Genomic DNA, 19037 nt, shown 5'->3' with positions numbered 1-19037 from the left:
AGCGGTTCATGCTCGGAAAACCCTCGGGCACAGCCCAGTCGGACCCTACCCAAATGGGTACGGTGTTGCAGTATTGGCTTGTGGGAAAATTCCCTATCTTTGTAGGGCACTGGGTGGGCAGTGCGGAGCGAAGGCTATGTGTTTGTGAAAATTATGTAAATAGAAATATTTACCATTCCCAATCGTGTTGCCGATGGACGGTCGTGAGTGCAGATGCCCAGGGTCCTGATCCTCTTCAAGGCCAATACAGGTCCCATCCCGCAGGTAAGGTGCAATTCTTCCCCCGCTCGGCTAGCATTAGCGCTCTTTGCTCCCCAGGTCGTGACGTTTTTCATGAGTTATCAGGTTCTTGCACGTAAATGGCGTCCGCGCTCGTTCCGCGAAATGGTCGGCCAGGCCCATGTGCTCAAGGCCTTGATCAACGCGCTGGACAACCAGCGCCTGCACCATGCCTACCTGTTCACCGGCACCCGCGGGGTGGGCAAGACCACCATCGCGCGCATCATCGCCAAGTGCCTGAATTGCGAAACCGGCATCACCTCCACCCCTTGCGGGCAGTGCTCGGTGTGCCGCGAGATCGACGAGGGGCGCTTCGTCGACCTGATCGAGATCGACGCCGCCAGCCGCACCAAGGTCGAAGACACCCGCGAACTGCTCGACAACGTGCAGTACGCGCCGAGCCGTGGGCGCTTCAAGGTCTACCTGATCGACGAAGTGCACATGCTGTCGAGCCACTCGTTCAACGCCTTGTTGAAGACCCTCGAAGAGCCGCCGCCCTACGTCAAGTTCATCCTCGCGACCACCGATCCGCAAAAGCTGCCGGCGACCATCCTCTCGCGCTGCCTGCAGTTCTCGTTGAAGAACATGACCCCCGAACGGGTGGTCGAGCACCTGGCCCATGTGCTGGCGGCCGAAAGCGTGCCGTTCGAAGAAGATGCCCTGTGGTTGCTCGGCCGTGCCGCCGACGGCTCGATGCGCGACGCCATGAGCCTGACCGACCAGGCCATCGTCTTCGGTGAGGGCAAGGTGCTGGCGGCGGACGTGCGCGCCATGCTCGGCACCCTCGACCAGGGCCAGGTCTACAGCGTGCTGCAAGCCCTGCTCGACGGCGACGCGCGGGCCTTGCTCGAAGCGGTGCGCGAGCTGGCCGAGCAGGGGCCGGATTGGAGCGGCGTGCTGGCCGAAATGCTTAACGTGCTGCACCGCGTGGCCATCGCCCAGGCGTTGCCCGAAGCGGTCGACAACGGCCATGGCGACCGCGAGCAGGTGTTGAACCTGGCCCAGGCGTTGCCGGCCGAAGACGTGCAGTTCTATTACCAGATGGGCTTGATCGGCCGGCGCGACCTGCCCTTGGCGCCTGAGCCGCGGGGCGGCTTCGAGATGGTGCTGCTGCGCATGCTGGCGTTCCGGCCTGCCGATGCCGACGACGCGCCGAGGGCTACGCTAAAGCCGGTGGGGATCAGCCAAGCCACAGCTGATTCCTCCAAAGCGGTGGCAGCGGCGCGTTCCGCAGTCGCCGAGCCTGTAGCCGAAGCGCCGCCGCCATCGGATCGAGCGGCATTGGCGATGGCGCCGGCGGCGGCCCAGCCTGCGGCGTCTGTCGCTGCGCCACCCAAGGCCGCCGCGCCAGCGCAGCCCACTGCACAACCGCAGCCCAAGGCACCCTCGGCGGCCAAAGCCGAGCCTACGCCCCTCCAGGCCCCGGCCCCCACCGACCTGCCCTGGGAGCCTGTGGCGCAAACGGCCCAGCCAGCGCGTGAGCAGGCGCCACCACAGCCTCGCCACACGTCCGACCCGCGCGACGACGAGCCGCCGTTCGACCCTTCGGCCTACGCCTCGGCGGGCATGGAGCGCGACGACGATGCGCCGCTCGACGACGACTACGAATCGCCGCCGCCCGACCCGGTCTCGTTCAGCTACCTGGACGAACTGGCCGAGCACGTGCAGGAAGCCGAGGCCCAGCCACCGGCCGAGCCGTTGCCTGCCGCCAAGCCGGCTACGGGCTTGGCTCTGCAATGGCTGGAATTATTCCCGGCGCTGCCGGTCTCGGGTATGACGGGCAACATTGCCGCCAACTGCACGCTGATCTCCACCGAGGGCGACCATTGGCTGCTGCACCTGGACCCTGCGCAAGGCGCGCTGTTCAACACCACCCAGCAGCGGCGTCTGAACGAAGCGCTCAATCAGCACTTGGGCCGCAGCATCGGCTTGACCATCGAGCTAGTGCGCCCGGAGCAGGAGACCCCGGCCCAGGCCGCTGCACGCAAGCGTGCCGAACGCCAGCACGAAGCCGAGGTGTCGATCGAGCAGGACCCGCTCATCCAGCAGATGATCCAGCGGTTTGGCGCCTCGGTGCGGCAGGATACTATTGAGCCCGTGCAGGCCCTGGCGAAGCAGGGCGATTGAACGAATAACCATGCGTCCGGCGCAGGCCGGGCGACAGCCTACGACCCACTCGAGGTATACCCCATGATGAAAGGTGGCATGGCTGGCCTGATGAAGCAGGCCCAGCAAATGCAGGAAAAAATGGCCAAGGCGCAGGAAGAACTGGCCAAGGCGGAAGTCACCGGGCAATCCGGCGCCGGTCTGGTTAGTGTCGTGATGACCGGCCGTCACGACGTCAAGCGCATCAGCCTCGACGACAGCCTGATGCAGGAAGACAAGGAAGTGCTCGAAGACCTGATCGCCGCTGCCGTCAACGATGCCGTGCGCAAGATCGAGCAGAACAGCAAGGAACAGATGGGCAGCATGACCGCCGGCATGCAACTGCCGCCAGGCTTCAAGATGCCGTTCTAAACGTTTTTTAGTTGTCTGAAGGGGGAGCGGCAGCCGCAGGGTTGCGGCTCCCTCGTTCGTTACGCCACCCGTTGAGAGCAGGTCTGCCCCATGAGCTTCAGCCCCTTGATCCGCCAATTGATCGACGCCCTGCGCATCCTGCCGGGCGTGGGTCAGAAAACCGCGCAGCGCATGGCCCTGCAACTGCTCGAACGCGACCGCAGCGGCGGCACGCGCCTTGCCCAGGCGCTGTCACAGGCCATGGAAGGCGTCGGCCACTGCCGGCAATGCCGCACCCTGACCGAGCAGGAGCTGTGCCCGCAGTGCGCCGATCCGCGCCGTGACGACGCCCAGTTGTGCGTGGTGGAAGGGCCGATGGACATGTTCGCCGTCGACCAGGCCGGCTACCGTGGCCGTTACTTCGTGCTCAAAGGCCACCTGTCGCCGCTCGACGGCCTGGGGCCGGACGCGATCGGCATTCCGCAGTTGATGGCGCTGATCGAAACCAAGGGCACCTTCACCGAGGTGATCTTGGCGACCAACCCCACGGTCGAGGGCGAGGCCACCGCGCACTATATCGCGCAGTTGCTGGCCGAAAAGAACATCGCTGCTACCCGCATCGCCCACGGTGTGCCCTTGGGCGGCGAGCTGGAGCTGGTCGATGGCGGCACGCTGGCGCACGCTTTCGCCGGGCGCCGACCCGTGGCGTATTGATCGGAGCAGGCGCCGGCTTGCCGGCACCTGATCGGGCAGGGGAACTCAGTACTCGGCGAGCGAGAACTCGGTCAGGCAGAAGGTGGGTACGCCCATGTCCTGCAGGCGCTGCGAACCCTGCAGCTCGGGCAGGTCGATGATCGCCGCCGCTTCGAACACCTGGGCGCCGGTGCGCCGGATCAGCTGGGTGGCAGCGAGCAGGGTGCCACCGGTGGCGATCAGGTCGTCGAAGATCACCACGGCGTCGCCTTCGCACAGGCTGTCGGCGTGCACTTCCAGGAAGGCTTCGCCGTATTCGGTCTTGTAGGGCTCGGAGAGCACGTCGGCGGGCAGCTTGCCTTGCTTGCGGAACAGGATCAGCGGTTTGTTCAACTGGTGGGCGATGATCGAGCCGATCAGAAAGCCCCGCGCGTCCATGGCGCCGATGTGGCTGAACGGCGCTTCGACATAGCGCTCGATGAACTGGTCGGCCACGTAGCGCAAGCCACGGGGCGACTGGAACAGCGGGGTGATGTCGCGGAAGATCACGCCCGGTTTGGGGAAGTCGGGAACCGGGCGGATCAGGGCTTTGAGGTCGAAGGTGTCGCTGTGCATGTTGCGGGTATCCTGGGGAAATCTGGCCGCCAGTATACCCAATTCATCCTGCCGTCAGGCGTCCATCGAGCCGCCGGCCAGCGCGCACAACTGGATCGGGTCGAGGATGTGCACTTCCTTGCCCTCGGCCTTGAGCAAGCCGTTTTGCTGGAAGCGGGTGAAGACCCGCGAGACGGTTTCCACGGCCAGGCCCAGGTAGTTGCCGATCTCGTTGCGCGACATGCTCAGGCGGAACTGGTTGGCCGAATAGCCCCTGGCGCGGAAGCGCGCCGAGAGGTTAACCAGGAAGGTGGCGATGCGCTCGTCGGCGGTCTTTTTCGACAGCAACAGCATCATCTGCTGGTCATCGCGGATTTCCCGGCTCATCACGCGCATCAACTGGCGACGCAGCTGCGGCAGTTGCACCGACAGCTCGTCCAGGCGCTCGAAGGGGATCTCGCACACGGACGTAGTTTCCTGGGCTTGCGCCGATACCGGATAGGCCTCGGTGTCCATGCCCGACAGCCCGACCAGTTCGCTGGGCAGGTGGAAGCCGGTGATCTGTTCCTCGCCGCTGTCGCTCAGGCTGAAGGTTTTCAAAGCGCCCGAGCGCACGGCATACACCGAGCCGAAATTGTCCCCCTGGCGGAACAGGAACTCGCCTTTTTTCAGCGGACGACCCCGTTTGACGATGTCGTCCAGTGCGTCCATGTCTTCCAGATTCAGGGACAGGGGCAGGCACAGCGGCGCCAGGCTGCAATCCTTGCAGTGGGCCTGGGTGTGGGGGCGCAGTTTGACTGGCTCGGACATTTCTTTCGATCCTTGTGGAAAAGCACACATAAGCCGTAAGGGTACCTTACGGGGTGTGCGGTAGCCAGCCGGTGCATTGGTCGCGCACCGCGGCTTGGGCGGCACCGGTAGGTGCCTGGATGGATGGTATTTCTCTCTGCAAGCCCCATGGCGGGCTGTCCATGCCCGCTAGACCCGATACGAATGGATGCTTCGACGGCGATGAAACTAGACCGAAAAAGACCATTTCCTCCTTAGGACTTGAGACTTTTCGTACAAGCCTTGGTGCTTGCAGGATAGGTCAAATGACGCGCGAAAACCGTTGTTGCGCGTGTTGGGCCAAGTAGGCGTCGAACACCATGCACACCGAACGCACCAGCAAGCGGCCTGCCGGCAGTACGCGAATGCCTTGACAGTCGAGGGTGATCAGGCCATCGCGCTGCAAGCCTTGCAGTGCTTGCCACTCGGCACTGAAGTAGCCACGGAAATCGATGGCGAACGCCTGTTCGATCGGCTCGAAAGCCAATTCGAAATGGCAGATCAGTCGCTGGATCACTGCGCGCCGAATGCGATCGTCGCGGTTGCATACCAGGCCCCGCTGGGTCGCGAGCTGGGCGCCCGACAAGCTCTGCTGGTAGGTGGCCAGATCACTGCTGTTCTGGCTGTAGAGGTCGCCGATCTGGCTGATCGCCGAAACGCCGAGGCCCACGAGGTCGCAATGGCCGTGGGTGGTGTAACCCTGGAAATTGCGTTGCAGGGTGCCTTCCTCTTGGGCGATGGCCAGTTCGTCGTCGGGCAGGGCGAAATGGTCCATGCCGATGTAGCGGTAACCGGCGGTGGTCAACTGCTCGATGGTGTTGCGCAGCATCTCCAGCTTGGCCGCAGGGGCGGGCAGGTCGCTGCCGTCGATGCGCCGTTGCGGCATGAAACGCTCCGGCAAGTGTGCGTAGTTGAAGACCGAGAGGCGGTCGGGCTGCAGGTGGATGATCTCCTCCACGGTGCGGGCGAAGCCTTCGGCGGTCTGCTTGGGTAGGCCGTAGATCAGGTCGAGGTTGACCGAGCGAAACTGCAAGGTGCGCGCGGCTTCGATCAGGGTGCGGGTCTGCTCCAGGCTTTGCAGGCGGTTGATGGCCCGCTGCACGGCAGGGTCCAGGTCTTGCACGCCCAGGCTCACGCGGTTGAAACCCAGCTCACGGAGCAGGCCCATGGTCGACCAGTCGGCTTCGCGAGGGTCGAGTTCGATGCCGTAGTCGCCGGAGTCGTCGTCGAGCAGGGTGAAGTGCCGGCGCAGGGCGCCCATCAACTGGCGTAGCTCCACATGGCTGAGAAAGGTAGGCGTGCCGCCGCCCAGATGCAGCTGCTCGACGGTCTGTCGGCCGTCGAGGTGGCAGGCGATCAGCTGGATCTCCTGTTCCAGGCGCTGCAGGTAAGGCTGGGCGCGGGCACGGTCCTTGGTGATGACCTTGTTGCAGGCGCAGTAGTAGCAGATGTTGGCGCAGAACGGCACGTGCACGTAGAGCGACAATGGGCGCACCGCGCGGCGGCTTTCGCGCAGCGCGTGCAGCAGGTCGAACGAGCCTACTTCGCTGTGCAGTTGCAGGGCGGTGGGGTAGGAGGTGTAACGCGGGCCGCTGAGGTCGTAGCGGCGGATCAGATCGGTGTCCCAACGCAGATCGTCGAGCATGTGGGCAGTCCCTGGACAAAGCAGCATGGGCCGCAGTCTAGGGGGGCGCTCAGGCGGCCATGTTGATTTGCATCAACGGCCAAATCGGTCGCACGGGCGCGCCGCTCAGTGGCCCATGAGCAAATGCTGGTGCGGCCCCGGCAACGTCCACAGGCCGAACAGCACAACCAGTAGCCCGCCCGCGCGGCGCACGTTGCGTCGCCGCAGCAGCGCCGTGACGCGCTCGGCGGCAAGCCCTGTGGCCAGCAGTACGGGCCAGGTGCCGACGCCGAAGGCCAGCATCAGCACCGCGCTGTGGCCAGCATCGCCCTGACTCGCGGCCCAGAGCAGGGTGCTGTATACCAGCCCGCACGGCAACCAGCCCCACAGTGCGCCCAGCAGCAGGGCGCGCGGCAGGCTCGACACTGGCAGCAGGCGCGTGGCCAGGGGTTGCAGGCGCCGCCAGAGGCCGCGCCCCAACCCTTCCACGCGGGTCAGCCCACTCCACCAGCCGGCCAGGTACAGGCCCATGGCGATCAGCAGCGCCGCTGCCAGCACCCGAATGCCCAAGGCCAGCGGCGTGCTCGCCACGGCCCAGCCGGCCAAGCCCAGCACCAGGCCGGCAATGGCATAGCTCATCACCCGGCCCAGGTTGTAGGCGACCAACAGGCGCAAGCGGCGGTTGCGTTGTTCGGCGGGGATGGCCAGGGTCAAGGCGCCCATCAGGCCACCGCACATGCCCAGGCAATGGCCGCCCCCGAGCAGGCCGAGCACCAGCGCAGAGCCCAGCAGCGGCAGCAGGTCAGCCATCGGCTTTGCCCGGGTCGCGTCGCTCGCTGGCGTCAGGTTCGATCGCGGCTTGGTGCGCCGGGTCCTGGTCGTCGAACAGGATGCTGTGCGCCGGGCTGTCGAGGTCGTCGTACTGGCCGCTGTCCACCGCCCAGAAGAAGATGTAGACGGCCACGCCGACGATCAGCAAGGCGGCGGGAATCATGATGTACAAGGCAGGCATGGTCAGGGCGCTCGGCGTGGAAGGAGGGCGGCGGCACGCTTCAAGGCTGGGCTCCGGCCAGGCATGGCCTGGATTCACCGCCTGTAGGCGAGGGGGGCAGCCGGGTCAGGCGCAAGGCGTTGAGCACTACGATCAGCGAACTGACCGACATGCCGACGGCCGCCCATACCGGCGTGATCCAGCCCAACGCTGCGAAGGGTAGCATCAGGCCGTTGTACAGCGTCGCCCACAGCAGATTTTGCAGGATATTGCGACGTGTGCGTCGCGCCAGGTCGAAGGTGTCCACCAGCGCTTGCAGGCGATTGCTCAGCAACACGGCGTCGGCGCTGGTCTTCGCCAGGTCCGTGGCGCTGCCCATGGCGACGCTCACGTCGGCGGTGGCCAGCACCGGCACGTCGTTGACCCCGTCGCCCAGCATCAGCACCTTGTGTCCCTTGGCTTGCAGGGCTTTGACCCGTGCCAGCTTGTCGTCCGGACGCAGGCCGCCCTGGGCCTGGTCGAGCCCGAGCTGCTCGGCCACTTCCAGCACCATCGGCGAGCTGTCGCCCGACAGCAGCAGCGTGCGCCAGCCACGGGCCTTGCAGGCGGCGACCAGTGCGGCGGCGTCGGCACGCAGGTGATCGTCCAGGCCGAACCAGGCCAGCGGCCCGGTCTGATCGCCCAGCAGCAACCACTGCCCCCTGGGGGCAGGCGCCGCCGGCACGTCGGCACCACTCAGGGCGCAGACGAACGCGGCCTGGCCGATGCGCAACCGCCGCGCCTGCACCTGGCCCTGCAATCCCAGTCCTGGCGTTGCGCGTACCGCATCGGCAGGCTGTGCGGCGCGGCCGAAAGCTCGGGCGATGGGGTGCTCGGAACGGGTTTCCAGAGCGGCGGCCAGGGCCAGGCAATGGTCGGCGTCGAGGTCTGCCAGTGGACGGATGGCGCGCAAGGTCAGGCGGCCCTCGGTCAGCGTGCCGGTCTTGTCGAACACCACTGTGTCGATCTGGTTCAAGCCTTCCAGCACATGGCCTCGGGTCACCAGTACGCCAAGCTTGTGCAGTGTGCCGGTCGCCGCGGTGAGCGCCGTGGGCGTGGCCAGCGACAACGCGCACGGGCAGGTGGCCACCAGCATCGCCAGGACGATCCAGAAGGCGCGGGTCGGGTCCAGTTGCCACCACAGGGCGCCGACTGCCACGGCGGCGACCAGCGAGCAGAGCAGAAACACCTGGGCCGCGCGATCGGCGATGCGCCCCAGGCGCGGCTTTTCCGTTTGCGCGCGCTCCAGCAGACGCACGATGGCCGACAGCCGACTGGCCGGGCCGAGGGTTTCGACCGCTACGGTCAAAGGGCTTTCGACGTTCAGCGTGCCGCCCGTCACCCGATCACCCGGCCTGCGCGCCAGGGGCAGATATTCGCCGGTGAGCAGCGACTCGTCGACGCTCGAGCGGCCTTCGACGATATGTCCGTCGGCTGGAATCACCGCGCCTGGCGGCACCTGCACGCGATCGCCGACCTGCAGCTCGCCGAGCAGAATCCGTTCGGCCTGCCCGTTTGCATCCAGGCGCAGGCACGAAGCCGGCAGCAGATTGACCAGTTGCGCCGTGGCCGCTGCGGTGCGTTGCCGGGCGCGGCGCTCCAGGTAGCGGCCGGTGAGCAGGAGCAGGGCGAACATGCCGACCGTATCGAAATACAGCTCGCCATGCCCGGTGACGGCCGTCCAGATGCCCGCGACGAAGGCCAGGCCGATGGCCAGCGACACCGACACGTCCATGCTCAGATGGCGCGTGCGCAGGTCGCGGGCGGCGCCTTTGAACAAGGGCGCGCAGCTGTAGAAGACGATGGGAATGGTCAAAAACAGCGCTACCCAGCGCAGGATGGTATGCAATTCGGGCGACAGGTCGGCGTTGAATTCCGGCCAGGTGGCCATGGTCGCCATCATCGCCTGGAACCACAGCAGCCCGGCCACGCCCAAGCGGCGCAGGGCGCTGCGGTTTTCCGCCGCCAGGCGTTCGCTGGCCTGGTCGGGTCGATAGGGATGGGCGGCATAGCCGATGCGCCGCAGCTCGGCCAGCAGGCGTGACAGGGGCAGGGTCTGGGCTGCCCAGCGCAGCGTCAGGCGGTGGCTGGAGAGGTTCAGCTGGGCGCTCTCGACGCCTGGCAGATGACGCAGATGCTTTTCGATCAGCCAACCACAGGCTGCGCAGCTGATTCCCTCGACCAGCAAGGTGGTTTCGCTGCAGTTGCCGTCCTCGCGCACGAACTCGCGCTGTACGTCGCTGCGGTCGAACAGGCGCAGTTCGTCCTGCAGCTGCTGGGGCAGGTCTGCGGGGTTGGCGCTGGTTTCGCTGCGGTGCCGGTAATAGTGCTCCAGCCCCCCGGCGACGATCGATTCGGCCACGGCCTGGCAGCCTGGGCAGCAGAACGCACGCGCCTCGCCCAGCACCACGGCCTCGAAAGCGGTGCCGGCCGGCACCGGCAGGGCGCAGTGGTAGCAAGGGCGGGGTGGGCTCATGGCTGGCGCTCGGCTCCGAGCAGCGCCTCGTCGCCCAGCTCCAGACGTGCGCCGTGCGTCACGTTCTCTTCCTCGAACAGCCGCCATACCCGGCCTTGTTCTTCGCCCAGCAGCTCGACGAAGCGCCGGCCCTCGACCTTGTCGTCCAGTTGGCCCAGGTAGCGGCCCGGCCCTGCGCGGTTGAGCAGCACCTTGCGGTCGCGGCTGGGTTGGGTGGGCGAGATCAGGTTCAGCGCCAGGCTGGCCGGCTCGCTGCGGCCTTCGAGGCGCAGTTCCACCTCGCCCGTCAGCTCGTCCAGGTACAGGCTCGCCTTCAACCCCAGCGATTGCGCCAGCAGTTCGCGGTCGAGCGAGCGGTTGATGCCCTTGCCGGCCTCGTAGTAGTTGTCGTTGACCAGGTTGTCGGGGTTGCGCACCGCGATGGCGACCATGGTCAGGCTCAGGCACACCGAGCAGGTCAGGATGCCGATCAGGATCCAGGGCCAGAGGTGTTTGTACCAGGGGCTGCTGGCAGTAACGGGCATGGCGGTTTCCCTTAGCGGATGGCGGGGCCGATGAAGCGGCTCTGGGCCTGCACCTGGGCATCGTCGTCATCGGCGCTGCGCAAGGTGAAGGTGATTGGGTTGGTGGTCGAGGGCAGCGCTTCGGGAGCGACCGACAGCTGCACCGGCAGGCTGACGATGTCGCCGGCCGCTACGGCGATCTCGCGCCGGCCGTCCAGGCGCAGGTCGGGCAGGCCGCTGGCATCGAGCACGTAGACGTGGTCGCGCTGGTCCTTGTTCATCACCTTGAGGCTGTAGACGTTTTCGATTCGGCCTTCGGCGTTCTCGCGGTACAGCACGCGGTCCTTGCTGACGTCCAGGCCCACCAGCGGGCGCAAGGCGAAGGCGGTGGCAAGCGCTGCGAGCATTGCCAGCAGTACCAGCGCATAGCCGATCAGCCGCGGGCGCACCATGCGGGTCTTCTGCCCGGACAGGTTGTGTTCGGTGGTGTAGCTGATCAGCCCGCGCGGGTACTGCATCTTGTCCATCACCGTGTCGCAGGCGTCGATGCAGGCGGCGCAGCCGATGCAGTCGATCTGCAGGCCGTCGCGGATGTCGATGCCGGTGGGGCAGACCTGCACGCACAGGGTGCAGTCGATGCAGTCGCCCAGGCCCTTGGCCTTGTAGTCGGCGTCCTTCTTGCGCGCGCCGCGGGCCTCGCCCCGACGCGGGTCGTAGGACACGATCAGGGTGTCCTTGTCGAACATCACGCTCTGGAAGCGCGAGTAGGGGCACATGTGCACGCACACCTGTTCGCGCAGCCAGCCGGCGTTGCCGTAGGTGGCCAGGGTGAAGAAGCCGACCCAGAAGTACGCCCAGCCGTCGGCTTGACCGGTGAACAGCTCGAACACCAGGTCGCGGATCGGCGAGAAGTAGCCGACGAAGGTCAGCCCGGTGAGGAAGCCGATCAGCAGCCACAGGCTATGCTTGGCGACCTTGCGTGCGAACTTGTTGGCGCTTGGCGGCGCCTTGTCGAGCTTGATGCGCTGGTTGCGGTCGCCTTCGGTGACCTTCTCGCACCACATGAAGATCCAGGTCCACACGCTTTGCGGGCAGGTGTAGCCGCACCAGACCCGGCCGGCGTACACGGTGATGAAGAACAGGCCGAAGGCGGCGACGATGAGGATGCCCGAGAGCAGGATGAAGTCCTGCGGCCAGATGGTGGTGCCGAAAATGTAGAACTTGCGCTCCGGCAGGTTCCACCACACCGCTTGATGGCCGCCCCAATTGAGCCACACGGTGCCGAAATACAGCAGGAACAGCGCGGCGCCGGCAACCATGCGCACGCGGCGGAACAGGCCGGTGAAGGCCTTGGTGTAGATGTTCTTGCGCGCGGCGTAGAGGTCGACGGAAACCATCCCCTGGGCAGGTGGGGTAACGTCCTGTACTGGAATCTGTTTGCTCATCATCATGTCCCACGGCGGTGGAGAAAGTGCCGCGGCGGATCCATGCCGGCCGCGGTCGGTATCGCTGGGGGGCTGGCCCCGAGCCGGATGATACGCCCGTGCCAGCCGCCCGGGACGGCACTGCGACCTTAGGCCGCATTGGGGATGGCCATTTAACGTGATATGGCCGAATGTCAATTGACCCAGGTCAGATCACCTGCTGATGACGTCTTCCCGGCAGCGTTCGACCCGTGCTCCGTGAGCCTCTTATTCGCCCTCCTTGGAAGGGTGCGACAGGCTGTACACATACGCCGCCAGCACATGCACCTTGTCGTTGCCCTGCAACTGCGCCTGGGCCGGCATCTGCCCTTGGCGTCCGTAACGGATGGTCTGCTGCAACTGGGCGAAGCTCGAGCCGTAGATGAACGCCGCAGGCCGGGTCAGGTCCGGCGCGCCCAGCATCGGCGTGCCTTTGCCCTCGGCACCGTGGCAGGCCACGCAATTGGCGGAGAACAGCTTCTGCCCGTTGCCGGCATCGGCGTTGGCGCCTTCGGGCAGGCGCCGTCCATTGAGCCCGGTGAGGACGAAAGCGGACACGTCCGCCACGCCCTGGTCGCCGATCACCGCGGCCCAGCCGGGCATCACCCCGTGGCGGCCGTTCAGGATGCTGGCCTTGATGGTGTCGGGCTCGCCGCCCCAGCGCCACACGTCGTCGGTCAGGTTGGGGAAGCCGAAGGCGCCCTTGGCGTCGGAGCCATGGCACACCGAGCAGTTGGAGGCGAACAACCGCGCGCCCATCTGCAAAGCCTTGGGGTCTTGCGCCACGGCTTCGACCGGCATGGCCGCGTACTTGGCGTACAGCGGGCCGAAGCGGGCATTGGCGCGGGCCATCTCCTTCTCCCACTCGTGCACACCGCTCCAGCCGCTGTCGCCAGTGGCGAACTCGGTGCGTTTGTCGTTATCCAGGTAGGCGTAGCCAGGCAGGATGCCGCGCCAGTTGCCCAGCCCCGGATACAGCACCAGGTAGCCCACGGCGAACACCAGGGTGGCGACGAACAGCCAGAACCACCATCTGGGCAGTGGGTTGTCGTATTCCTCGATACCGTCGAAGGCGTGGCCCACGGTGTCTTCGGTGGTGTCCTCGCGCTGGCCCTTGCGGGTCGAGAGCAGCAGCCAGGTCAGGCCGACCAGGGTGCCCAAGGTGAGTACGCTGACGTAGAGGCTCCACAAGGTGGTCATGGCTGCTTGCTCCCGGGCGCCTGGCTCGGCGCCTTCTCTTGGGTGGGCTCGACGTCGCGTGGCGGTTCGTCGGCGAACGGCAGTTGCGTCGCTTCGTCGAAATCCTGTTTGCGCCGCGGACTGAATACCCACAGGGCCAGCCCGACGAAGGCCACCAGCACCACCAGAGTGCCCAGGCCACGAATCATTCCGGTATCCATCAGCGTTTGCTCTTGATCAGGGTGCCCAGGCCTTGCAGGTAGGCCACCAGTGCGTCCATCTCGGTCTTGCCCTTGACCGCGTCGCGGGCGCCGGCGATGTCTTCGTCGCTGTACGGCACGCCGAGGGTGCGCAGCACCTCGAGCTTCTTCGCCGTGTCGCGACCGTCGAGGGTGTTTTCCGCAAGCCAGGGGTAGGCCGGCATCTTCGACTCGGGCACCACGTTGCGCGGGTTGTACAGATGCGCGCGGTGCCAGTCGTCCGAGTAGCGCGCACCGACCCGGGCCAGGTCCGGCCCGGTGCGTTTGGAGCCCCACAGGAAGGGGTGGTCCCATACGCTTTCACCAGCCACCGAGTAGTGGCCGTAGCGCTCGGTCTCGGCGCGGAACGGGCGGATCATCTGCGAATGGCAGCCCACGCAGCCTTCGCGAATGTAGATGTCGCGGCCCTCCACCTCCAGCGCGGTGCGCGGCTTCATACCCTCGACCGGCAGGTTGGTGACGTCCTGGAAGAACAGCGGCACGATCTGCGTCAGCCCGCCGATGCTCACGGCGATGACCATGAACAGCGCCAGCAGGCCGACGTTCTTTTCAACCACTTCATGTTTCATCGGTGCGCCCCCACGGTGACGATGCGTGCGGCGGCTTCGGCCTGGACCGTGTCGCCTGCACGCACGGTACGCCAGGTGTTCCAAGCCATCAGCAGCATGCCCGAAGCGAAGATCGCTCCCCCCAGCGCGCGGACGATGTAGCCGGCGTGGCTGGCCTGCAGCGCTTCGACGAAGGAGTAGGTGAGCGTGCCGTCGTCGTTCACCGCGCGCCACATCAGGCCCTGGGTAATGCCGTTGACCCACATCGAGGCGATGTACAGCACGGTGCCGATGGTCGCCAACCAGAAATGCGCATTGATCAGGCCCACACTGTGCATCCGCTCGCGGCCGTAGAGGCGCGGCAGCATATGGTAGACCGAGCCGATGGAGATCATCGCCACCCAGCCCAGGGCGCCGGCGTGCACGTGGCCGATGGTCCAGTCGGTGTAGTGCGACAGCGCGTTGACGGTCTTGATCGCCATCATCGGCCCTTCGAAGGTGGACATGCCATAGAAGGCCAGCGACATCACGAGAAAGCGCAGGACCGGGTCGGTGCGCAACTTATGCCAGGCCCCGGAGAGGGTCATCATGCCGTTGATCATGCCGCCCCAGCTCGGTGCCAGGAGGATGATCGACATCACCATGCCCAGCGACTGCGCCCAGTCGGGCAGGGCGGTGTAGTGCAGGTGGTGGGGGCCGGCCCAGATGTACAGGGTGATCAGCGCCCAGAAGTGCACGATCGACAGACGATAGGAGTAGATGGGCCGCTCGGCCTGCTTGGGCACGAAGTAGTACATCATCCCCAGGAAACCGGTGGTGAGGATGAAACCCACGGCGTTATGGCCGTACCACCACTGGATCATGGCGTCGGTGGCCCCGGCGTAGGCCGAGTAGGACTTGAACAGGCTCACCGGCAGAGAGGCGTGGTTGACGATGTGCAGCATCGCCGTGACCAGGATGAACGCGCCGTAGAACCAGTTGCCGACGTAGATGTGCTTGGTGTTGCGCTTGAGCAGCGTGCCGAAGAACACCCCCGCATAGCTGACCCAGACGATCGCCAGCAGGATCGCCACCGGCCATTCCAGCTCGGCGTACTCTTTGCTGGTGGTATAGCCCATGGGCAGTGTCACCAGCGCCGAGACGATCACCGCTTGCCAGCCCCAGAAGGTGAAGGCGGCCAGGCGGTCCGACACCAGCCGCGTCTGGCAGGTGCGTTGCACCACGTAATAGCTGGTGCCGAACAGCGCACAGCCGCCGAAGGCGAAGATCACCAGATTGGTGTGCAGCGGGCGCAGCCGGCCGAAGCTGGCCCAGGGCAGGTCGAAGTTGAGCTGGGGCCAGACCAGTTGCGAGGCGATGAAGACGCCAAGCCCCATGCCCAGTATCCCCCAGACCACCGTCATGATGGCGAACTGGCGGACGACCCGGTAGTTGTACGCGGTCGGACGGAGAACAGTGTTCATTGCAGGGTTCCACGGTCTTGTTGTTGTGTGGGTCGTCAATCGGCGCCGTGGAGGTGAGCCCTTGGGCTCTGGCAACGCACGCGCACTGGCGCCGATCCGTGTCACGGCCCTCCGGTGGGCGCGACAGCGACCGGGGAAGGTGAGCTGAGTGTACACAAACAAATGATTGTTATGTGTACCGTTTCTCCGATTTTTCTGATCGTTCGGTCAATGTTTTTCGAGGGTTGCTGCGGCGTTTGATCGAGATGTCAAAGGTCGAGCGGACCGAGCACAACGTCGCAGTCGTGGCCCGAGTGATCGCAGGATTGGAGGTCGGCGGGAGATGGATCGAAGCGAGAGGGGGTAAGGCGGGTCGGACGAGTGCGGGGCCTGGAACGGCCCCGCGAAGGGAGAGCGTCAACGAGCAGTGGTGGTTTCGGAGGCTTCCGGTTGCGACAGGCTGTACACATAGGCGGCCAGCAGGTGCACTTTGTCGTTGCCCTGGATGTCGCGCTGGGCCGGCATCTGCCCCTGGCGGCCATAGCGAATGGTCTGCTGCAACTGCGCAAAGCTCGAACCATAGATGAACGCCTGGGCCGTGGTCAGATCCGGCGCGCCCAGCAGCGGCATGCCTTTGCCCTCCGGTCCGTGGCAGGCCGCGCAGTTGGCGGCGAAGATCGCCTGGCCTTTGCTGGCGTCGGCCGTGGCGGTGTCGGGCAGAGGGCGATGGTTCAGGCCGGTGATGATGTAGGCGGACACATCCGCCACACCTTGCTCGCCGATCACCTCCGCCCAGGCCGGCATCACGCCATGGCGCCCGTCCATGATCGACTGCTTGATGGTCTGCGCATCGCCACCCCAGCGCCAATTCTGGTCGGTGAGGTTGGGAAAGCCGTAGGCGCCTTTGGCGTCCGAGCCGTGGCACACCGAACAGTTGGAGGCGAACAGCCGGCCGCCCATGCGCAGCGCCTGCGGGTCCTTGGCCACCTCTTCGAGGGGCATGGCCGCGTACTTGGCGAACAGCGGGCCGAAGGTGGCGTCGGCCTGGTCCATTTCCTTCTGCCACTCGTTGACGCCGGTCCAGCCGTCTTCGTAGCCGGGCAGCACGCCTTTCCAGTTGCCCAGGCCCGGGTAGAGGATCAGGTAGCCGACGGCGAACACCAGGGTGCCGACGAACAGCCAGAACCACCATTTGGGCAGCGGGTTGTCGTACTCCTCGATGCCATCGAAGCTGTGCCCCATGGTCTGGTCGGTGGTGTCGCTCTGGCCCTTGCGGGTCGAAAGCAGCAGCCAGGTCAGGCCGATCAGGCTGCCGAGGGTCAGCACGCTGATGTAGGTACTCCAGAAAGTGCTCATTGCCCGTTACTCCTCATGGCAGGCGCTTGCCCGTTAGGGGGCAGAGGTTCGTCGTCGAAGGGCAGCAGGCGCGCTTCGGCGAAATCACGGTCGCGGCGGCGGCTGAACACCCACAGCGACAGGCCGATGAAGGCGACCATCACGACCAGCGTGCCGATGCCGCGCAGGGTGCCGATGTCCATTCCCATCGCCTCTACCTCTTGTTCTTGATGGCGGTGCCGAGCACTTGCAGGTACGCCACCAGGGCGTCCATCTCGGTCTTGCCCTTGACCGCGTCGCGGGCGCCGGCGATGTCTTCGTCGGTGTAGGGCACGCCGAGACCGCGCAGAGCGCGCATCTTGGTGTCGGTGTGGCTGTTGTCGACGGTTTCTGCGACCAGCCAGGGGTAGGCCGGCATCTTCGACTCGGGCACCACGTTGCGCGGGTTGTACAGGTGGGCGCGGTGCCAGTCGTCCGAGTAGCGGCCGCCGACCCGGGCCAGGTCGGGGCCGGTGCGCTTGGAACCCCAGAGGAAGGGGTGGTCCCACACGCTTTCACCGGCCACCGAGTAGTGGCCGTAGCGTTCGGTCTCGGCGCGGAACGGGCGGATCATCTGCGAGTGGCAGCCCACGCAGCCTTCGCGGATGTAGATGTCGCGGCCTTCGAGTTGCAGCGCGGTGTAGGGTTTCATGCCTTCGACCGGGGTGTTGGTCACGTCCTGGAAGAACAGTGGCACGATCTGCGTCAGGCCGCCGACGCTGACGGCGAGCACCATCAGCAGGGCCAGCAGGCCGACGTTCTTTTCAATGACTTCGTGTTTCATCAGGCGCTTCTCCTCAAGCCAACTGGGCGTGCGCGGGAACGGCGGCGCTGGCCGGTGCGCGCACGGTGCGCCAGGTGTTCCAGGCCATCAGCAGCATGCCGGTGAGGAAGATCGCCCCGCCGACGAAGCGCACGATGAAGCCCGGGTGGCTGGCCACCAGGGTTTCGACGAACGAGTAGGTCAGCGTGCCGTCGCTGTTGACCGCGCGCCACATCAGGCCCTGGGCGATGCCGTTGACCCACATCGAGGCGATGTACAGCACGGTGCCGATGGTCGCCAGCCAGAAGTGCGCGTTGATCAGGCCGAGGCTGTACATGCGCTCTTTGCCGAACACCTTGGGAATGGTGTGGTACATGGCGCCGATGGAGATCATCGCCACCCAGCCCAGAGCGCCGGCGTGTACGTGGCCGATGGTCCAGTCGGTGTAGTGGGATAGGGCGTTGACAGTCTTGATCGCCATCATCGGCCCCTCGAAGGTGGACATGCCATAGAAGGCCAGCGACACCACGAGAAAGCGCAGAATCGGGTCACTGCGCAGTTTGTGCCAGGCCCCGGAGAGGGTCATCATGCCGTTGATCATGCCGCCCCAGCTCGGCGCCAGCAGGATCAGCGACATCACCATGCCCAGCGATTGCGCCCAGTCGGGCAGGGCGGTGTAGTGCAGATGGTGGGGGCCGGCCCAGATGTACAGGGTAATCAGCGCCCAGAAGTGCACGATCGACAGGCGATAGGAGTACACCGGGCGTTCGGCCTGCTTGGGCACGTAGTAGTACATCATTCCCAGGAAGCCTGCGGTGAGGAAGAAGCCCACGGCGTTGTGGCCGTACCACCACTGCACCATGGCGTCGGTGGCCCCGGCATACACCGAGTAGGACTTGGTCAGGCTCACCGGCACTTCGAGGTTGTTGACGATGTGCAGCAGCGCCACGGTCAGGATGAAGGCGCCGAAGAACCAGTTGCCGACGTAGATGTGCTTGGTGTTGCGCTTGGCCAGGGTGCCGAAGAACACCACCGCATAGGCCACCCAGACGATGGTGATGAGAATGTCGATCGGCCACTCCAGCTCGGCGTATTCCTTCGAACTGGTGTAGCCCAGCGGCAGCGTGACGGCCGCCAGCACGATCACCAGCTGCCAGCCCCAGAAGGTGAAGGCCGCGAGCTTGGGTGCGAACAACGTGGTCTGGCAGGTGCGCTGCACCGAGTAGTAGGAAGTGGCGAACAGCGCGCAGCCGCCGAAGGCGAAGATCACCGCGTTGGTGTGCAGCGGGCGCAGGCGACCGAAGCTGGTCCAGGGCAGATCGAAGTTGAGGGCGGGCCAGACGAGCTGGGCGGCGATGAAGACGCCGAGCCCCATCCCGACGATGCCCCACACCACCGTCATGATGGAGAATTGGCGGACCACCTCGTAGTTGTAGGCAGGTCTTAGGGTTGTGTTCATGTATGGGTTCCCATCCACGGTTATAG

The 19037-nt window shown here is 65.6% G+C and carries 19 protein-coding genes; 3 read left to right on the top strand and 16 right to left on the bottom strand.

What is annotated here, in order from left to right:
• Positions 1 to 333: 333 nt before the first annotated feature.
• From dnaX to recR, 3 genes are all read left to right on the top strand, one after another.
• On the top strand, positions 334 to 2406 hold the full coding sequence (gene dnaX, locus ACSMEV_RS16635; protein WP_459206133.1) for a DNA polymerase III subunit gamma/tau: 2073 nt from the start codon (positions 334 to 336) through the stop codon (positions 2404 to 2406).
• 63 nt (positions 2407 to 2469) lie between these two features.
• On the top strand, positions 2470 to 2796 hold the full coding sequence (locus ACSMEV_RS16630; RefSeq protein ID WP_296268656.1) for a YbaB/EbfC family nucleoid-associated protein: 327 nt from the start codon (positions 2470 to 2472) through the stop codon (positions 2794 to 2796).
• A 90-nt stretch (positions 2797 to 2886) separates the two neighbouring features.
• On the top strand, positions 2887 to 3489 hold the full coding sequence (recR, locus tag ACSMEV_RS16625; RefSeq protein WP_313740628.1) for a recombination mediator RecR: 603 nt from the start codon (positions 2887 to 2889) through the stop codon (positions 3487 to 3489).
• 45 nt (positions 3490 to 3534) lie between these two features.
• Here the strand turns inward: recR and ACSMEV_RS16620 are convergent, their stop codons facing one another.
• The 16 genes from ACSMEV_RS16620 to ccoN (ACSMEV_RS16545) form a co-directional block, all read right to left on the bottom strand.
• Positions 3535 to 4083, bottom strand: a complete 549-nt coding sequence (locus ACSMEV_RS16620) for an adenine phosphoribosyltransferase (RefSeq protein WP_296268654.1) — start codon at positions 4081 to 4083, stop codon at positions 3535 to 3537.
• Positions 4084 to 4137: 54 nt separating this feature from the next.
• Complete coding sequence (gene fnrA / locus ACSMEV_RS16615) at positions 4138 to 4872, bottom strand: Crp/Fnr family transcriptional regulator FnrA (protein WP_296268653.1); 735 nt, start codon at positions 4870 to 4872, stop codon at positions 4138 to 4140.
• A 280-nt stretch (positions 4873 to 5152) separates the two neighbouring features.
• The gene (hemN, locus tag ACSMEV_RS16610; protein WP_459206132.1) at positions 5153 to 6535 is read right to left on the bottom strand and encodes an oxygen-independent coproporphyrinogen III oxidase; all 1383 of its coding nucleotides are present in this window, start codon (positions 6533 to 6535) and stop codon (positions 5153 to 5155) included.
• Between the two features lie 105 nt (positions 6536 to 6640).
• A complete protein-coding gene (locus tag ACSMEV_RS16605) occupies positions 6641 to 7324 on the bottom strand; it encodes a sulfite exporter TauE/SafE family protein (RefSeq protein ID WP_459206131.1) in 684 nt (227 codons plus the stop codon).
• On the bottom strand, positions 7317 to 7526 hold the full coding sequence (gene ccoS, locus ACSMEV_RS16600; protein WP_459206130.1) for a cbb3-type cytochrome oxidase assembly protein CcoS: 210 nt from the start codon (positions 7524 to 7526) through the stop codon (positions 7317 to 7319). Before ccoS ends, ACSMEV_RS16605 begins: the two co-directional genes overlap by 8 nt.
• A gap of 40 nt (positions 7527 to 7566) precedes the next feature.
• Positions 7567 to 10020: a heavy metal translocating P-type ATPase gene (locus ACSMEV_RS16595; protein WP_459206129.1), complete on the bottom strand. Its 2454-nt coding sequence runs from the start codon at positions 10018 to 10020 to the stop codon at positions 7567 to 7569.
• Entirely contained in the window at positions 10017 to 10544 is a 528-nt protein-coding gene (locus ACSMEV_RS16590; RefSeq protein WP_459206128.1) for a FixH family protein, read from the bottom strand. Before ACSMEV_RS16590 ends, ACSMEV_RS16595 begins: the two co-directional genes overlap by 4 nt.
• Positions 10545 to 10555: 11 nt before the next feature.
• A complete protein-coding gene (ccoG, locus tag ACSMEV_RS16585) occupies positions 10556 to 11968 on the bottom strand; it encodes a cytochrome c oxidase accessory protein CcoG (protein WP_459206127.1) in 1413 nt (470 codons plus the stop codon).
• A 246-nt stretch (positions 11969 to 12214) separates the two neighbouring features.
• Positions 12215 to 13186, bottom strand: a complete 972-nt coding sequence (ccoP, locus tag ACSMEV_RS16580; protein ID WP_459206126.1) for a cytochrome-c oxidase, cbb3-type subunit III — start codon at positions 13184 to 13186, stop codon at positions 12215 to 12217.
• Positions 13183 to 13386: a cbb3-type cytochrome oxidase subunit 3 gene (locus ACSMEV_RS16575; RefSeq protein WP_459206125.1), complete on the bottom strand. Its 204-nt coding sequence runs from the start codon at positions 13384 to 13386 to the stop codon at positions 13183 to 13185. The genes ccoP (ACSMEV_RS16580) and ACSMEV_RS16575 overlap by 4 nt, the downstream gene beginning before the upstream one ends.
• Entirely contained in the window at positions 13386 to 13994 is a 609-nt protein-coding gene (gene ccoO / locus ACSMEV_RS16570) for a cytochrome-c oxidase, cbb3-type subunit II (protein ID WP_459206124.1), read from the bottom strand. The genes ACSMEV_RS16575 and ccoO (ACSMEV_RS16570) overlap by 1 nt, the downstream gene beginning before the upstream one ends.
• Positions 13991 to 15436 carry a cytochrome-c oxidase, cbb3-type subunit I gene (ccoN, locus tag ACSMEV_RS16565; RefSeq protein ID WP_459206123.1) on the bottom strand — a complete coding sequence of 482 codons (1446 nt, stop codon included), beginning with the start codon at positions 15434 to 15436 and terminating at the stop codon, positions 13991 to 13993. The genes ccoO (ACSMEV_RS16570) and ccoN (ACSMEV_RS16565) overlap by 4 nt, the downstream gene beginning before the upstream one ends.
• Positions 15437 to 15832: 396 nt before the next feature.
• Entirely contained in the window at positions 15833 to 16771 is a 939-nt protein-coding gene (gene ccoP, locus ACSMEV_RS16560; RefSeq protein WP_459206122.1) for a cytochrome-c oxidase, cbb3-type subunit III, read from the bottom strand.
• A complete protein-coding gene (locus tag ACSMEV_RS16555; RefSeq protein WP_459206121.1) occupies positions 16768 to 16959 on the bottom strand; it encodes a cbb3-type cytochrome oxidase subunit 3 in 192 nt (63 codons plus the stop codon). The genes ccoP (ACSMEV_RS16560) and ACSMEV_RS16555 overlap by 4 nt, the downstream gene beginning before the upstream one ends.
• Positions 16960 to 16964: 5 nt before the next feature.
• A complete protein-coding gene (ccoO, locus tag ACSMEV_RS16550; RefSeq protein ID WP_459206120.1) occupies positions 16965 to 17573 on the bottom strand; it encodes a cytochrome-c oxidase, cbb3-type subunit II in 609 nt (202 codons plus the stop codon).
• A gap of 13 nt (positions 17574 to 17586) precedes the next feature.
• A complete protein-coding gene (ccoN, locus tag ACSMEV_RS16545; RefSeq protein ID WP_459206119.1) occupies positions 17587 to 19011 on the bottom strand; it encodes a cytochrome-c oxidase, cbb3-type subunit I in 1425 nt (474 codons plus the stop codon).
• Positions 19012 to 19037 lie beyond the last annotated feature (26 nt).

It is taken from the genome of Pseudomonas sp. MLB6B (assembly GCF_054508135.1).
This window is presented reverse-complemented; position numbering and strand designations above follow the sequence as displayed.

Coding starts and splice junctions, on each gene's coding strand:
- dnaX (WP_459206133.1), top strand. CDS start 334: ATGAGTTATCAGGTTCTTGCACGTAAATGGCGTCCGCGCTCGTTCCGC.
- ACSMEV_RS16630 (WP_296268656.1), top strand. CDS start 2,470: ATGATGAAAGGTGGCATGGCTGGCCTGATGAAGCAGGCCCAGCAAATG.
- recR (WP_313740628.1), top strand. CDS start 2,887: ATGAGCTTCAGCCCCTTGATCCGCCAATTGATCGACGCCCTGCGCATC.
- ACSMEV_RS16620 (WP_296268654.1), bottom strand. CDS start 4,083: ATGCACAGCGACACCTTCGACCTCAAAGCCCTGATCCGCCCGGTTCCC.
- fnrA (WP_296268653.1), bottom strand. CDS start 4,872: ATGTCCGAGCCAGTCAAACTGCGCCCCCACACCCAGGCCCACTGCAAG.
- hemN (WP_459206132.1), bottom strand. CDS start 6,535: ATGCTCGACGATCTGCGTTGGGACACCGATCTGATCCGCCGCTACGAC.
- ACSMEV_RS16605 (WP_459206131.1), bottom strand. CDS start 7,324: ATGGCTGACCTGCTGCCGCTGCTGGGCTCTGCGCTGGTGCTCGGCCTG.
- ccoS (WP_459206130.1), bottom strand. CDS start 7,526: ATGCCTGCCTTGTACATCATGATTCCCGCCGCCTTGCTGATCGTCGGC.
- ACSMEV_RS16595 (WP_459206129.1), bottom strand. CDS start 10,020: ATGAGCCCACCCCGCCCTTGCTACCACTGCGCCCTGCCGGTGCCGGCC.
- ACSMEV_RS16590 (WP_459206128.1), bottom strand. CDS start 10,544: ATGCCCGTTACTGCCAGCAGCCCCTGGTACAAACACCTCTGGCCCTGG.
- ccoG (WP_459206127.1), bottom strand. CDS start 11,968: ATGAGCAAACAGATTCCAGTACAGGACGTTACCCCACCTGCCCAGGGG.
- ccoP (WP_459206126.1), bottom strand. CDS start 13,186: ATGACCACCTTGTGGAGCCTCTACGTCAGCGTACTCACCTTGGGCACC.
- ACSMEV_RS16575 (WP_459206125.1), bottom strand. CDS start 13,386: ATGGATACCGGAATGATTCGTGGCCTGGGCACTCTGGTGGTGCTGGTG.
- ccoO (WP_459206124.1), bottom strand. CDS start 13,994: ATGAAACATGAAGTGGTTGAAAAGAACGTCGGCCTGCTGGCGCTGTTC.
- ccoN (WP_459206123.1), bottom strand. CDS start 15,436: ATGAACACTGTTCTCCGTCCGACCGCGTACAACTACCGGGTCGTCCGC.
- ccoP (WP_459206122.1), bottom strand. CDS start 16,771: ATGAGCACTTTCTGGAGTACCTACATCAGCGTGCTGACCCTCGGCAGC.
- ACSMEV_RS16555 (WP_459206121.1), bottom strand. CDS start 16,959: ATGGGAATGGACATCGGCACCCTGCGCGGCATCGGCACGCTGGTCGTG.
- ccoO (WP_459206120.1), bottom strand. CDS start 17,573: ATGAAACACGAAGTCATTGAAAAGAACGTCGGCCTGCTGGCCCTGCTG.
- ccoN (WP_459206119.1), bottom strand. CDS start 19,011: ATGAACACAACCCTAAGACCTGCCTACAACTACGAGGTGGTCCGCCAA.